This is a genomic window from Streptomyces sp. NPDC091292 (genome assembly GCF_044757265.1).
In the GTDB taxonomy this organism is placed as follows: Bacteria; Actinomycetota; Actinomycetes; order Streptomycetales; family Streptomycetaceae; genus Streptomyces.
In genome coordinates this window covers 362,831-375,266 of record NZ_JBIVUQ010000005.1, presented here as the reverse complement: position 1 = coordinate 375,266, position 12,436 = coordinate 362,831, and the positions used below count along the sequence as shown (strand labels likewise).

Sequence of the window (12,436 nt, the reverse complement as noted above, 5' to 3'; positions counted from 1 at the left end):
GATCGACAACTCCAGCGCCAGGGTGCTGGAACAGGGCATGGCGCGGCGGGAAGCCCCTGTCTACCTCAGCGTGGCACGTGTCGACGCCCACGCCTTCACCGCACGGCACCCGCAGATCCACGCCGACCTGAGTCAGGCGCGCATCCTGCGCAGTGCGCTGATGAAGCCGGAGGCCGAACTGTATGTGGAAAGGCTCCACGAGCGAGTCGAGCGGCTGGCAGGCGCCCCCGGGCCCTCCTCCAGCCAGGCCGACGCGGACCCGCAAGACGTTCTGCGATGACAGCGCCGCAGACACCCGACGGCGCCCCCGTCGAAAAGGTGTCGCTGCCTGACGACCTACGGGCACCGCAGCACGCGAGCGACGCCGAGTACGAACAGTATTTCCGGATCGCGAGAACCCAGGCCGGGCTGCTGACCTGGACACGCAGTTGCCTGCAGATCCAGGACAGCGTCCTTGAGGATCTGCCGGCAGCCGACCTAGACGAGGCGGAGCGCGCCCGGCTCGTCGCAGGACTGGCGCTGCTGAACCGCGCTGCCTTGGCGGCCTGGGCACAGCCCACATCCGACCCACCGGACACCGCCACGCCCGCTGAGCCGCCCACCCGCAGCGACACGGACCAGGACCAGTCGTACGCGCTGCGCCGCTGGCGGCTCGGGCACCAGCTCTTCCATCTGCAACTGGGGCGGATGCTCACGGTCCTGGACGGCGCACTGGCCGCCGCCCGGCATGGCCGGATCCGGCAACTCACCCTCGCGATGGACGAGTTGGTCATTCTCTACGACGCCGCGACCGCCACCATGACCTACACCGCCGCGTTCAGCGCCGACGCCTACCGGCGCGATGTGCGGCCCACCATGGAGCCACCTTTCCTGCCGGCAGGCTTCTCCGGAAGGCTCAACCGCGAGCACCGCACCATGACGGCACAGCTGCAGACACTGCTGCGGACCGTCAAGGATCTCCCCCACACACCGGAGCACGACCGCGTAGACATCCGGAGCACCACAGCCCGTCTACGTGAGGCTAAGCGCCGCAACCAGGCCAACCACATCAGAATCTGCGAGCACTTCGTCCCGGACGGAGTCTCCCTGCTCCAGGCACACCTGGCCGGTCACACCGAGCCGCGCCGCATCGGGCCTGCATTCGACGCCGAACCCGGCCCCGACGCCGACGCCGACGAATAGGCGCGCGCACCACAAGTCGCCTCGCAGAAAATCCCGTTGCGCCGGCCCGGCAGCCACCCGACTGTGTCTCTACGGCTGCAACCAACCACAGCCTGAAACGGTCGTCGACCTGTGGAAGAGGGGCCTCTATGTCAGCCGATGTAGTTGTTGTCGGTGCGGGAATCGTCGGCTCCTCCGTGGCCTACCACTTGGCACGACGGGGCGTCCGCGTCACCCTTCTCGAACAGGGGCCCGCGCCGGCCTGCGGGGTCACAGGAGGCTCCTTCGCCTGGGTCGGCGGCTCGGGAGGCGAGTGGCCCGGCGGGGCACAAGACCTGCGCGAGTACGTTCTGGCGGACTACGGGCGCCTGGAGAGCGAACTGCCCGATGTCACGGTCCGCCGGACCGGGTCGCTGTCCTGGACCGACACACCGGCCGAGGGCTCACGGCCGGGGCCAGGCCAGTTCCGCGTCGGGCGCAGTGACATCAAAGCCCTGGAACCCAACCTCCGGAACCCACCCGCCCAGGCCATCCACATCCCCAGCGACGCAGGCGTCGACCCCACGGCACTGACCCACGCACTCGTGGCAGCCGCCGTTGCCCACGGAGCAACCGTCCTCCACAACACCGCCGTCACCTCCCTGCGGATGAGACACGGACGCGTCGAGGGAGTGCTGTCGTCGAGCGGACTCCACGCCGCCGCAACCGTCGTACTCACCGCCGGAACCAACATCCCCCAACTCTGCGAGCCGCTGTCGGCCGACCTCGCCATCGCCGCATCCCCGGCCGCCCTGGCGCGGGTCACAGCTCCGCCGGGCCTCGTCAGGACCATCGTGGCCAGCCCCGATTTCGAGGTCCGGGAAGTCAGGGACGGCGACCTCCTGCTCGGCCTGCCGCACCCCGAAGGCGGCCCGGCACCGCTGGAACGGGACGCGCAGGACGTGCTCCAGCGCCTGAAGTCGGCCTTCCACGGAAGCGACCAGTGCCGCCTGGTGAGCCACCACACCGCCAGACGTCCCGTGCCCGCGCACGGACCCGTCATCGGATACCCGACACACGACCGGTCCGTCTACGTCGCCGTCATGCACTCCGCCGTCACCCTCGCACCGACCGCCGGACGACTCATCGCGGACGAACTCGTGACCGGCAGACCCGCCCCCGAACTACTCCGCTGCCGCCCGCGCCCCCACTGACACCACCTCCCGACAGACAACACCGAACGAGAAGATCGCTCCCCAGCCGAGGGTCGGCGGAGGCATGGCGCACCTCATCGCACTTGGTGACCGACCAGGCCGCAACCGGCCACGAGCCAGAAGCCGGTCAGCTGCCGCGGGCGGCGTTCGCCGACCCCAGGCTGCGCAACGACGTGCGGCACTCCGCCGACTTCGAGGACGACGGGCTGTACTCCGTCGGCCGCAACATGCTCCAGGTCGATCCGCCCGATCACACGCGCCTGCGGACGCTGGTGGCCCGCGGGTTCACCGCCCGCCGTGTCCAGGCGCTGCGGCCCCGCATCCAGGAGGCGGCCGGTACGCTCCTGGACGCCGTGGCCGCCGACGGCCGAGCCGACCTTGTGGCCGCATACGCCTACCCGCTGCCGCTCACCATCATCTGCGAGCTGCTCGGCGTGCCGGAGGCGGACCGGGCCGCTTTCCGGGCGTGGTCGACGAAGGTCGTCGCTCTCGACTACGCGGAACAATCCGCCCTCGCCTCGCGGGAGATGGCCGCGTACCTCGCGGGGCTGGCGGAGGAGAAGCGGCGGCTGCGGGACGCGGCGGAGAGCGACGTACTGCACGCCCTGGTCCGCACCCACGACGGGGACGGCGCCGACCGGCTCACCCCGGAGGAACTGATGGGCATGGCCTTCCTGCTGCTCGTCGCAGGGCACGAGACCACCGTCAACCTCATCGCCAACGCCGTCCACCTGCTGCTCGGCCGTCCCGGACAGCTCGCCGCCCTCCGCGCCGACCCCGAGCTGCTGACGGGCGCCGTCGAGGAGACGCTCCGCTTCGAACCACCCGCGCCGGCCGGTACGTACCGCTACCCCGCCGAACCCGTCGACCTCGGCGGCGTCCGTATCCCGGCGGGCGCGCGCGTCGTACTCTCCCTCGCCGCCGCGAACCGCGACCCCGCGCGCTTCTCCGCCCCCGCACGCTTCGACATCCACCGCGATCCGGCCGCCACCCGCGCCCACCTCGCCTTCGGGCACGGCCTGCACCACTGCCTGGGCGCCCCGCCGGCCCGCCTGGAGGCGACCCTCGCCCTGCGCATCCTGCTGGACCGCTTTCCCGGCCTGGCCTTCGACGGTGACGGCACACCGCAGTGGCGCACCAGTCTCATGCGGAGCCTGCGAGAGCTGCCGGTGTGCTGGTAGACACCCGCCCTTCCTGTTGAACCGGATCCCGACGGTGGTACCGGTCGTGCCGGTCGATTGATACCGGAGGGGTATCGGTGGAGACGGGATCGGTCCTTCAGGTTCACTGCCCCGCGGATTTGACTGGGAAGGACGAACCGCTCGGCGCGGCCGGGCAGGCCGGGGCCAGGCAGGGTCAACCCATCGAAGGACGGAGAGGGTCGTCATGACCGATCTGGACGCAGCGCGACTCGCGAACATCGAGCGCCGGCTCACACGGCTTGAGGACATCGAGGCGCTCCACAAGCTCCGCTACCGCTACCACGAGCTGGTCAACACCAACACGTGGGAGGAGCACGGGGCAGAGCTGTTCACGGCCGACGCGGTGATGGACTACGGACATCTGGGCGTGTGCCACGGCCATGAGGAGATCGCCGCATTCTTCAACGGGGCTGCCGCCGGGGTGACCGGCAGCGAGTCCCCGACAGAGCCCCCGTTCGTCAAACAGTTCATCCACGCGCACGACGTACGTTTCGACGAAGCGGACTCCGACCGCGCCATCGGCATCAGTTTCCTGGAGGCCAAACCGGTATACCGAGGGGAGAGCTTCCTGGTGTCCGGCCGGTTCGACGACGAGTACCGGCGCGTCGACGGCCGGTGGCTCTTCAGCAAGGTGAAGGCCGAGTACTGGTTCATGGTGCCGGCCCACGAGGGCTGGGCCTCCCCGGACCGCATCAAGATGTCGTTCAAGTGAAGCGATGCGACGTCGGCGGCGGGGACGCTCAGATCTCTGCTGCGGCGGTTGTGGACTCAGCCCGAGCTGCCTGGGAGGACGAAGCCGTTCTCGTAGGCGAACACCACTGCTTGGACGCGGTCCCGCAGATGCAGCTTGGCGAACATGCTGCCAACGTGGCTTTTCACCGTCGCCTCCGTCACGACCAGGTGCGTGGCGATCTCCGGGTTCGACAGGCCCCTGGCCACCAGGAGAAGGATCTCCCGTTCCCGGGGGGTGAGTTCGGCCAGCAGCTTGGCGCGGGGCCGTAGCGGTTCGGTGCGGGTGGCGTAGTCCTCGATGAGCCTGCGGGTGATCGACGGCGACAGCAGCGCCTCACCGGCGTGCACGACCCGGATCGCTTCCAGCAGGCGCTCGCGTGAGGCGTCCTTGAGCAGGAAACCCGATGCGCCCGCCCGTAGTGCGCCGAAGACGTACTCGTCCAGGTCGTAGGTCGTGAGGATCAGCACCCGGGGTGAGGACCCGGCGGCGGTCAGCAGGGAGGTGGCCTCGACACCGTCCATGCGCGGCATTCGGACGTCCATCAGGACGACGTCGGGGCGCAGCGCGGCGGCCTGGGTGAGTGCTTCATGACCGTCGGCGGCCTCGCCGGCGACCTCCAGGTCGTTCTGGGTCTGCAGGAACAGGCGGAAGCCGGTCCGGATCAACTCCTGGTCGTCGACGATCAGAAGGCGGATGGTCATGCCGTATCACCCGTATCACCCGTATCACCGGCGGGCAGCCGGGCGGTCACCAGGAATCCGACCGCGGTACGGCGGGCGTCGAGGCTGCCTCCTGCCACCGCCGCCCGCTCCCGCATCCCGAGGATGCCGTGCCCATCGGCCGAGGAGACCGGGTCGCCACCACCACCGCCACCACCTCCGCGACCGCCACCGCCACCACCTCCGCCGCCATCGTCCTCGACCGTGACGTTCAAATGCGTCCGGCTGTAGTCGAGCGTCACCGTGACCTGAGTGGGGTGGGTGTGTTTGAGCACGTTGGTCAGCGCCTCCTCGACGATCCGGTACGCCGACAGTTCGAGGCCGCCGGCCAGAGGCCGGGCCTCGCCGGTGAGCTTCAACAGCACTGGCATCCCCGCTGTCCGGTATTCGGCGACCAACTCGGCGAGCTGGTCGAGCGACGGCTGCGGTCTCCACTGCGCGCTGTTGTCCGGCGTCCGCAGCAGGCCGAGTATCCGGCGCAGCTCGGCCAAGCTCTGCTCCGCGCTGACCTCGACCCGTTCCAGGGTCTCAGCCGCGACCTGAGGTGAGGTCGGCAGGGTGTCCCGGGCGCCGCGCACGCCGATCAGCATGACGGTGACCGAGTGGGCGACGATGTCGTGCAACTCGCGGGCGATGGATGTGCGTTCCCGCTGTGCCGCGATCTGGTCGAGCTGCTCGCGCTCGCGTTCCAGGGTGGCCGCGCGATCCTCCAGCGCCCAGGTGTAGCGCCGCCGGGTCTGCACGTACGAGCCGAGGGCCCACGCCCCGATCGGGATGGGCAGCGAGGAGATGCTTGCCAGCAGCAGGAACAGCGCCGTCGGCACGAGCGCCGCCCCCGAGATCCGCCGGTCCCGCAGGTCGGCGAGCGAGGCGAGGGCGACCACGACGGGCGCCCCGCCCGGCGAGTAGCCCAGCGGCACGAGCACCGCGGCGCCCGCACAGGCCGCGATGAGCACCGCCAATGGTGCGCGGCGGCGGAGGAGCAGGGCGGAGCCGGCGAGCGCCGTCACCACGACCGGAATCACGCCGACCGGGGTCCCGTCGTCGAAGAGCAGCCCCAGTTCCACTCCGGTCGTGATCACCGCCAGCGCGATGTCGAACAGCGCCGAGCGGCGCGCGACCAGCAGGTCGTACGCCGCCCGGACCCGCTCAAGGAACCGGTTCACGCCAGATCGCGCCGTCGCTCGACGAAGACCGCGACGAGCGTGACCGCGACCGTCCATGCGGCCAGTACCCATCCGGCGGAGACCACCGACAGGGTCGTGTTGTGCGTCATCCGGCTCAGAACTCCTACCGCACCGAACGGTGTGAGGTTGACACCCGATTCCCAGACCCCGGACAGCAGCGGGACCACGGCGAAGTTCACGATCAGCAGGACGACCACTCCCAGGACCGGGCTACGGATCAGGGCGCCGAGGGCGGCACCCAGGATCGCGGACAGGACGAACGCCACGAGGTTGCCCGCCACGACGCCGCCGACGTCTCCCGAGGTGAGGTCGGGACCGGGCTGGTCACTCAGCAGCGGCAACGCGAGCCCGACCGACACCAAGGTCGTCAGCGCGCCGAGCAGGAGCCCGGTCAGCGCGTAAGCGGCAATTCTCGCCGACAGCACGACCCCTCGGTCACGGCGGCCCACCAGAGCCGCCGGCGCGGCCGTCCGGTGCCGGTACTCCCCGGCCGCGCCGACCAACCCCCAGAGCAGCAGCAGGATCGGCAACCCCGACAGTGCCTCCTCCTTCTCGGCCACCTCGTCCAGCGTGCCCGACGCCAACGCGACCACCAGAACGTTGAGGACCGCGAACGCCACCCCGCCCACCGCGAAACCCAGCACAGTCCGGGTCGTCACGGTCTTGATCAGCTCGCCTCGCAGCAGATGGTTCATCGGCTGGACCCTCCCGTCAGACCGAAGAACACATCTTCCAGCGAAGCGGTCCGCTGGACGATCTCCTCCAGCAGAACGTCCTCGCGGTGTGCCAGCCGTGCCACCTCCGCGACATCAAGACCTTCGACCAGCAGCCCGCCGCCGTCCTCGTTCTGTGTGCGGCCACCGGCCGCGACCACCAGGTCCGACAGGCGCTCGGCCTCCGCGGTACGTACCACGACCCCGCTCTCCCCGGAGCGTTCGAGGTCCCGGATCGGGCCTTCGTGGACCAGCCGGCCCCGGTCGATCACGATCACGTCGTCGACGGTCTGGGCGGCCTCACCCAACATGTGGCTGGACAGCAGGACCGTGCCGCCGTTCGCGGCCCGATCCCGCAGCAACGTCCGCAACCAGCGAATTCCCTGCGGGTCCAGGCCGTTCACCGGCTCGTCGAGGACCAGGATCTCCGGATCGCCGAGCAGCGCCGCGGCAAGCCCGAGCCGCTGCCGCATGCCCATCGAATACTTGCCGACCCTGACCCGGGCCGCCTCCGCCAAGCCGACCAGTTCCAGGACCTCGCCGACCCGGCGACGAGGTAGTCCGGCCAGCGCGGCCAGCGACCGCAGATGCGCCCGGCCGGTCCGCCCGGGATGGGCCCCGCACGGTTCGATGTGTACGCCGAGCAGGCGGGCGTCGGGCTTGATCGCCGTAACCGGCGTGCCTTGAACGAACGTCTGGCCCGCGGTGGGCCGTGACAGGCCGACGACCGCTTTGAGCGCGGTGGTCTTTCCGGCCCCGTTCGGGCCGAAGAACCCCGTCACCCTTCCGGACCCGACGGTGAACGACAGGTCGGCCACTGCCGCTCTACGGCCGTAACTCTTGGTCAGCCCTTCGACCCTGATGGCCACCGGGTCCCCGACGCATGCTTGTGAAGAGGTCATGCCCGAAGCTTCCGACGCGGTGATCTCCCGGTCATCCCCCCACGGTCGAACCCCGAACTCCGACCAGGGGCGGAGACCACCGCCGAACGCCGTCCCCTTCTACGCCCTTCCGACTTGCACCTGACACCGGCGTCAGCTTTTAGCGTAGGGGCGTCGGCGTCGGCCGGACATTCACCCCACTGATCTCACGAACGGCCAGTTCAGGCCGCGTGGAAAGGCAGAACGTCATGCGCGCAGTCCGCTATCACGAGTACGGCGGTGTGGAGACCCTTGTGGTCGAGCAGGTGCCGGACCCGCATCCCGGGCCCGGCGAGATCCGCGTCCGCGTCGCGGCGGCCGGTGTCAATCCCGTGGACTGGAAGGTGCGTTCCGGTGCGGTGCACGAGGTGCTTCCCGTGGACCTGCCCGCCATTCCTGGGCGTGATGTCGTCGGCGTGGTCGACGAGACCGGTGAGGGTGTGCAGGGGGTGAGCATCGGCGATCGTGTGTTCGGGCTGGGCGGCGTGACCGGCGCGACAGCGGAGCTGGCCGTGCTGTCGGCCTGGGCCCACGCGCCCACCACGTGGACCGACGAGGAGGCGGCCGGCGCCGGTCTGGCGTCCGTGACCGCGATGGGCGGGCTGAAGGCGCTCGGTCCGCTGCGGGGGCGCACCCTTCTCATCGAGGGCGCCGCCGGAGGTGTGGGCAGTGCCGCGGTCGAGATCGCGGTGGCTCAGGGCGCCACCGTGATCGGGACGGCCAGCGAGCGCAACCACGAGTTCCTCAGCTCTCTCGGAGCCGTTCCCACCACCTACGGCAGCGGCCTCGCGGAGCGCGTGGCCACTCTGGCTCCGGACGGTGTCGACATCGCGCTCGACACCGCGGCCTCCGGGTCCCTGGCCGATCTCGTCGCGATCGTGGGCGACCCTGCTCGTGTGTCGACGGTCGCCGACCACACCAACGCGCATCGACTGGGGGTACGTGTGGCCAACGCCGAGAACGACTCCACGCTCCTCGCCGAAGCGGCCGAACTCGGCAGGCAAGGCCGCTACACACCACGCGTCGAGCGGACGTACCCGTTCGAACGGACGGCGGAAGCGCACGCATACGCGGAGCGCGGACACACGCGGGGCAAGATCGTGGTCAGCGTCTGACCTTGCCCCACCGCGCGGACGTGATGTCGCAATCGGAAGGGGGTGGGGTGTGGGCAACTGCCGGCGGAGGATCGAGCCGGGCGAGACGCCACTTGCGGCGTTGCGCCGCGAACTGCGGGAGGAGGTCGGACTTGCTGTCGGGGACGATCCGCCGCACGTCTGACGCGCTGGGCACCTGTCTCTGTCGGTGTCAGGACGGGAAGCAAGGATCCACCGGCCGCCGGGGTGTCGGTGCCTGCGAAACGCATCAGTGGTGCGGCCGTCGGCTTGGACGTGGCGTCTGATGACGAGCGGGCCCGTTCGTCCTGTGTGGCGGGTCGTTCAGGTGTCTGTCGTGTGTCCGGGCGCCGCGTTCTCCAGGTCGTCGATGCTGCCGGACATGATCGTGCGCAGGTGTTCGGTGATGTGCTGGAGTGGCCAGTCCCACCAGGCCACGGCCAGGAGGCGGTTGATGTCTTCGTCGCTGTAGCGGCGGCGGATCAGACGGGCGGGGTTGCCGCCGACGATGCCGTAGTCGGGGACGTCGTCGACGACGACGGAGCCGGAAGCGATGACCGCTCCGTGGCCGATGCGGACGCCCGGCATCACCATGGCCCGGTATCCGAACCAGACGTCATGGCCCACCACGGTGTCACCCCGTCCGGGCAGGCCGGTGATGAGGTCGAAGTGTTCGGCCCAGGAGCCGCCCATGATGGGGAAAGGGAACGTCGAGGGGCCGTCCATGCGGTGGTTGGCGCCGTTCATGATGAACCGCACACCCTCGCCCAGCGCACAGAACTTTCCGATGACAAGCTTCTCCGGCCCGTAGTGGTACAGCACATTGCGGGTCTCGAAGGCGGTCGGATCGTCGGGATCGTCGTAGTAGGAGAACTCACCGACCTCGATCAGCGGCGAGGTGATAAGCGGCTTCAGCAGCACTACTCGCGGCTGCTCGGGCATCGGATGGAGCGCGGTCGGGTCGGCGGGAACAGGCGGCATGAGGAATTGCTTCCTTTCTCAAGGGGTTTCGGTACGGCTTGTGTCCGGAGTGGCTCAGGCTTTGGCGGTGGACAGGGGAGTCGCCCGCATGGCCAGGTGGGTGCCTCGCCAGTTGCGGCGGAGTCGGCGATCGTGGCTGACGACGACGAGGCTGCCGTCGTACGCGGTCAGAGCGGTTTCCAGCTCCTCGACCAGGGCGAGCGACAGGTGGTTGGTGGGTTCGTCGAGCAACAGGACGTCGGACGGCTCGCTGAGCAATCGCGCCAGGGCGAGTCGCTGGAGCTGCCCGGCGGACAGCCGGCCGAGCGGCACGTGGAGCTGTTCGTGGTCGAACAGGCCGAGGGACAGTAGCTGTTCGGCGAATCCGGCGGCATCTCCCGCCCGTCCTCGCGCGAAGGCGACCAGCACGGTCTCGTCCGGGTTCCCGGGACGCGGCTCTTGGGGCAGGTGGCCGATCCTGGCGCGGCGCGTGACGCTTCCGCTGTCGGGGGCGACTTCCCCGGCCAGGACGCGTAGCAGGGTGCTCTTGCCCGCCCCGTTCGGCCCCGTGATCAGCAGGCGCTCGCCCGCCCTGACCGCGAGGCTCGTACGGTCGAGTCGGTCGGTGACGGCGATGTCGGCGGCTTCGAGTACGACGCCGTCCAGGCGTCGGGCTCGCAGTACGGGGGTGAAGCTCAGCGGCTCCGGCGGGGGTGGGACCGGGTCGGCGAGGAGGCGACGGAGCCGTTCCTCGGCGTTGCGCACCCGGCTGGCGAGCGATTGCTGCACCCGGCCGCCCGCCCGGTCGTAGGCCATCTTGTTGCCGTCCTTCATCGCCCGGCCGGGGGCCACTTGGCGGGCGGTGGTCGCGGCGGCCTCGCGCAGCCGGTCGATCTCCGCCCGCCACGCGTCGTGTGCCTGGGCCCAGCGCTGCCGGGCGGCCGTCTTCTCGGCGAGGTAGCCGGTGTAGCCGTTGCCGTACCGGACGACGCGGCGCCGATCGGCGTCCACCTCCAGCAGGCTGGTGGCGACACGTTCGAGGAAGACCCGGTCGTGGGAGACCGCCACCGTGGTGCCCCGCCGGGTACGCAGGTGTTCTTCCAGCCAGCTCAGGGCGTCGTCGTCGAGATGGTTGGTCGGCTCGTCCAGCAGCAGCACCTCCGGCGCCGCCGCCAGGACGGCGGCCAGCCGCAGCCTGACCCGTTCTCCGCCGGACAGGCTGCCCACGGTACGGTCACGGCCCACCAACCCCAGGCCGAGTCCGTGCAGTGCGCGTTCCACGCGGGCGTCGGCGTCGTAGCCGCCACGCAGTTCGAAGACCGTCATCAGTTCGCCGTACTCGGCCATGCCCGACTCGTCACCGCCCGCCATCACGGCCTCCAGGCGGCGCATGCGCCGCTCGATGGTGCGTAGATCGCTCAGGGCCCGGTCGATGATCTGCTGGACGGTGGCCGACTCCATCCGCTCGTCCTGGGCGAGGTAGCCGACGCCGCCGGTGGCCTGGACGACAACCCTGCCCTCATCGGGCCGTTCACGCCCGGCGAGCAGGCGCAGCAAGGTGGTCTTGCCGGATCCGTTCTCACCGATGACCCCGGTGCGCTCGCCCGCGGCGAGCGAGCAGGTCACCGAGTCAAGAACGAGCCTGCCGTCGAAGGACTTGCTGACGGCGAGCGCGGTGATCTGTGTAGGCATGCGGAGACTCCAAAGCATTCGGGTACGAGACGGCCATCGAGAGCCGTGCGGCCGGGCGAACGCTTCGGAAGAACATCGATCACTCCACTAGTGCGACAACTGATGCATTAAGATGCTGCCACAAGGCCGCCCGCTGAGCAAACAGATAACCGGTGATGACTCCAACCGACCCAGCCCCAGACCGAGACCCAGCCCCTGAGTCGGATGGCACCCGGCCGCCGACGACCCGACGACGCCGCCCCGGAGGCCGTACCGCCCGTATTCGTACGCAGGTACTCGACGCGGTCCTCGGGGAGCTGGGCGAACACGGCTACGACGGGCTCACCATGGACGCCGTCGCCGCCCGCTCCGGCGTGCACCGCACCACGGTGTACCGGCGCTGGGGGGACGTCGGCGGCCTGCTCGCCGACGTTCTCGACGCGGCGGGCGACGACGACTGGGAGCCACCGGACACCGGCTCGCTGGAAGGCGACCTGGCTGCACTGAACCAGGAGATCCAGGCGGCCCTGACCGCAGAGCCGCCGATCGTCACGGCTCTGATCGCCGCCTCGTTCCGCTCCGAGAAGGCCGCCGACGCCCAACAGCGGCTCTGGGAGGACCGCTACGCCCGCTGCGAGATCATCGTCGGCCGAGCTGTCCGGCGCGACGAACTTCCGCCGCGCACTGACGCTCGGCGACTGCTCGTCGCGGCCACGGCGCCGCTGTACCACGAGCTGGTGCTCCTCCGCACGCCACCCGACCCGCACCTACCCGCCTGCGCGGCCAGAACCGCCGCCCTCGCCGCAACAGCGGGCGCCTTCACCGAACCACCGTCAGCAAGCGACAGGTGATCGGGACTTCACCA

At 70.0% G+C, this 12,436-nt stretch carries 14 protein-coding genes; 8 read left to right on the top strand and 6 right to left on the bottom strand.

Features of this window, described 5'->3' with window-relative positions; genetic code table 11:
- Window positions 1–22 precede the first annotated feature (22 nt).
- The 5 genes from ACIQNU_RS18055 (at window position 23) to ACIQNU_RS18035 (ending at window position 4,268) form a co-directional block, all read left to right on the top strand.
- The gene (locus ACIQNU_RS18055) at window positions 23–280 is read left to right on the top strand and encodes a hypothetical protein (RefSeq protein ID WP_401366984.1); all 258 of its coding nucleotides are present in this window, start codon (window positions 23–25) and stop codon (window positions 278–280) included.
- The gene (locus tag ACIQNU_RS18050) at window positions 277–1,182 is read left to right on the top strand and encodes a hypothetical protein (protein WP_401366983.1); all 906 of its coding nucleotides are present in this window, start codon (window positions 277–279) and stop codon (window positions 1,180–1,182) included. The genes ACIQNU_RS18055 and ACIQNU_RS18050 overlap by 4 nt, the downstream gene beginning before the upstream one ends.
- 128 nt (window positions 1,183–1,310) lie before the next feature.
- Window positions 1,311–2,354, top strand: coding sequence for an NAD(P)/FAD-dependent oxidoreductase (locus ACIQNU_RS18045; RefSeq protein WP_401366981.1), 1,044 nt, complete (start codon window positions 1,311–1,313; stop codon window positions 2,352–2,354).
- An 86-nt stretch (window positions 2,355–2,440) separates the two neighbouring features.
- Window positions 2,441–3,535: a cytochrome P450 gene (locus ACIQNU_RS18040; protein WP_401366979.1), complete on the top strand. Its 1,095-nt coding sequence runs from the start codon at window positions 2,441–2,443 to the stop codon at window positions 3,533–3,535.
- Window positions 3,536–3,740: 205 nt separating this feature from the next.
- Window positions 3,741–4,268, top strand: a complete 528-nt coding sequence (locus tag ACIQNU_RS18035; RefSeq protein WP_401366978.1) for a nuclear transport factor 2 family protein — start codon at window positions 3,741–3,743, stop codon at window positions 4,266–4,268.
- 56 nt (window positions 4,269–4,324) lie between these two features.
- Here ACIQNU_RS18035 and ACIQNU_RS18030 read toward each other — a convergent pair whose 3' ends face one another.
- From ACIQNU_RS18030 to ACIQNU_RS18015, 4 genes are read right to left on the bottom strand one after another with little or no spacing between them, the layout of a single operon-like run.
- A complete protein-coding gene (locus tag ACIQNU_RS18030; protein WP_401366976.1) occupies window positions 4,325–4,990 on the bottom strand; it encodes a response regulator in 666 nt (221 codons plus the stop codon).
- On the bottom strand, window positions 4,987–6,174 hold the full coding sequence (locus ACIQNU_RS18025; protein WP_401366974.1) for a sensor histidine kinase: 1,188 nt from the start codon (window positions 6,172–6,174) through the stop codon (window positions 4,987–4,989). Before ACIQNU_RS18025 ends, ACIQNU_RS18030 begins: the two co-directional genes overlap by 4 nt.
- Window positions 6,171–6,890 (bottom strand): ABC transporter permease, encoded by a 720-nt coding sequence (locus ACIQNU_RS18020; protein ID WP_401366973.1) that lies wholly within the window; start codon window positions 6,888–6,890, stop codon window positions 6,171–6,173. The genes ACIQNU_RS18025 and ACIQNU_RS18020 overlap by 4 nt, the downstream gene beginning before the upstream one ends.
- Window positions 6,887–7,810, bottom strand: a complete 924-nt coding sequence (locus tag ACIQNU_RS18015) for an ATP-binding cassette domain-containing protein (protein ID WP_401366971.1) — start codon at window positions 7,808–7,810, stop codon at window positions 6,887–6,889. Before ACIQNU_RS18015 ends, ACIQNU_RS18020 begins: the two co-directional genes overlap by 4 nt.
- A 227-nt stretch (window positions 7,811–8,037) precedes the next feature.
- On the opposite strand from ACIQNU_RS18015, the gene ACIQNU_RS18010 reads away from it, so the two are divergent.
- Window positions 8,038–8,943 (top strand): NADP-dependent oxidoreductase, encoded by a 906-nt coding sequence (locus ACIQNU_RS18010; RefSeq protein WP_401366969.1) that lies wholly within the window; start codon window positions 8,038–8,040, stop codon window positions 8,941–8,943.
- Between the two features lie 49 nt (window positions 8,944–8,992).
- Window positions 8,993–9,106 (top strand): NUDIX domain-containing protein, encoded by a 114-nt coding sequence (locus ACIQNU_RS18005; RefSeq protein ID WP_401366967.1) that lies wholly within the window; start codon window positions 8,993–8,995, stop codon window positions 9,104–9,106.
- Between the two features lie 158 nt (window positions 9,107–9,264).
- On the opposite strand, the gene ACIQNU_RS18000 is transcribed toward ACIQNU_RS18005, so the two are convergent.
- Both ACIQNU_RS18000 and abc-f read right to left on the bottom strand, forming a co-directional pair.
- Window positions 9,265–9,921, bottom strand: a complete 657-nt coding sequence (locus ACIQNU_RS18000; RefSeq protein WP_401366965.1) for a CatB-related O-acetyltransferase — start codon at window positions 9,919–9,921, stop codon at window positions 9,265–9,267.
- A gap of 54 nt (window positions 9,922–9,975) precedes the next feature.
- Complete coding sequence (gene abc-f, locus ACIQNU_RS17995) at window positions 9,976–11,592, bottom strand: ribosomal protection-like ABC-F family protein (protein ID WP_401366963.1); 1,617 nt, start codon at window positions 11,590–11,592, stop codon at window positions 9,976–9,978.
- A gap of 155 nt (window positions 11,593–11,747) precedes the next feature.
- Here abc-f and ACIQNU_RS17990 point away from each other — a divergent pair, with 155 nt between their 5' ends.
- Window positions 11,748–12,422: a TetR/AcrR family transcriptional regulator gene (locus tag ACIQNU_RS17990; RefSeq protein ID WP_401366962.1), complete on the top strand. Its 675-nt coding sequence runs from the start codon at window positions 11,748–11,750 to the stop codon at window positions 12,420–12,422.
- The last annotated feature ends 14 nt before the right edge of the window (window positions 12,423–12,436 follow it).

Excerpts from the sequence above, each read along its gene's own strand:
- abc-f (WP_401366963.1), bottom strand. The coding sequence starts at position 11,592 with ATGCCTACACAGATCACCGCGCTCGCCGTCAGCAAGTCCTTCGACGGC.
- ACIQNU_RS18050 (WP_401366983.1), top strand. The coding sequence starts at position 277 with ATGACAGCGCCGCAGACACCCGACGGCGCCCCCGTCGAAAAGGTGTCG.
- ACIQNU_RS18000 (WP_401366965.1), bottom strand. The coding sequence starts at position 9,921 with ATGCCGCCTGTTCCCGCCGACCCGACCGCGCTCCATCCGATGCCCGAG.
- ACIQNU_RS18030 (WP_401366976.1), bottom strand. The coding sequence starts at position 4,990 with ATGACCATCCGCCTTCTGATCGTCGACGACCAGGAGTTGATCCGGACC.
- ACIQNU_RS18010 (WP_401366969.1), top strand. The coding sequence starts at position 8,038 with ATGCGCGCAGTCCGCTATCACGAGTACGGCGGTGTGGAGACCCTTGTG.
- ACIQNU_RS17990 (WP_401366962.1), top strand. The coding sequence starts at position 11,748 with ATGACTCCAACCGACCCAGCCCCAGACCGAGACCCAGCCCCTGAGTCG.
- ACIQNU_RS18035 (WP_401366978.1), top strand. The coding sequence starts at position 3,741 with ATGACCGATCTGGACGCAGCGCGACTCGCGAACATCGAGCGCCGGCTC.
- ACIQNU_RS18015 (WP_401366971.1), bottom strand. The coding sequence starts at position 7,810 with ATGACCTCTTCACAAGCATGCGTCGGGGACCCGGTGGCCATCAGGGTC.
- ACIQNU_RS18020 (WP_401366973.1), bottom strand. The coding sequence starts at position 6,890 with ATGAACCATCTGCTGCGAGGCGAGCTGATCAAGACCGTGACGACCCGG.
- ACIQNU_RS18045 (WP_401366981.1), top strand. The coding sequence starts at position 1,311 with ATGTCAGCCGATGTAGTTGTTGTCGGTGCGGGAATCGTCGGCTCCTCC.